This is a genomic window from Oleiphilus sp. HI0079, assembly GCF_001635105.1.
Map to the genome: position 1 here is coordinate 1 of NZ_LWFT01000737.1, position 819 is coordinate 819.

The 819-nt window shown below is 47.0% G+C and carries 2 protein-coding genes; both read right to left on the bottom strand.

What is annotated here, in order from left to right; genetic code table 11:
• The coding region (locus tag A3750_RS13370) for a dihydroneopterin aldolase (protein WP_156498579.1) at positions 1 to 220 on the bottom strand (220 nt) is incomplete at its 3' end.
• A gap of 6 nt (positions 221 to 226) precedes the next feature.
• The coding region (locus A3750_RS13375) for a tRNA (adenosine(37)-N6)-threonylcarbamoyltransferase complex transferase subunit TsaD (RefSeq protein WP_369819943.1) at positions 227 to 819 on the bottom strand (593 nt) is incomplete at its 5' end.

Genomic DNA, 819 nt, shown 5'->3' on the forward strand with positions numbered 1-819 from the left:
CAAGTAAATCATGATGCTTACTCGTGACAATCGCTATAATGGCATTCGCCACTTCTGCATAGCTGACAGTGTCGTTGATGCTATTTGTTTGGCCTGCCTTTGCAAGTGAATAAGGCATTTGGCAGTCGATAATCAGATCCTGCTTAACGCGCTTTTCCCAGTCAAAAATACCAATCGAGGCAGAGACACTTAAACCTTCTATAAAGATAATATCGTGCATCTTAAGCTAGCCCTTACCCAAGGAAGGCAATTGATCCATTGGCCAACGCGGTCGAACGGCAACCTCACCACTGCTTCGCTGTCCTGCAAGCAGACGCTGAGCACCTGCATAGGCAATCATGGCGCCATTATCAGTACAGTACTTCTGACGGGCGTAGAAAACCTCAGAACCGGTTTTTTCTTCCATTTTCTTAAGTGTCTGACGGAGATTAACATTTGCGCTTACGCCACCAGCAATAACGAGTCGCTTGAATCCCGTTTCTTTGAGGGCCCTTCGGCATTTGATCATTAAGGTGTCGACTACGGCATCTTCAAAAGCCAGTGCAATTCGTGCTTTCTCGTCATCGTCAAAACGATCTTCGTCACGTGCTTTATTAACCGTGTTTAGAGTGAATGTTTTCAAACCACTAAAACTAAATTCTAAGCCTGGACGATCGGTCATCGGCCTTGGAAAACGATACCTTGTTCCATCAAGCTCTGATCGCGCATACTCGGCTAAACGAGCAATGTGCGGGCCCCCAGGATAATCCAAGCCAAGCATTTTTGCCGCTTTGTCGAAGGCTTCACCGGCCGCATCGTCCAGAGACTCCCCAAGTATTT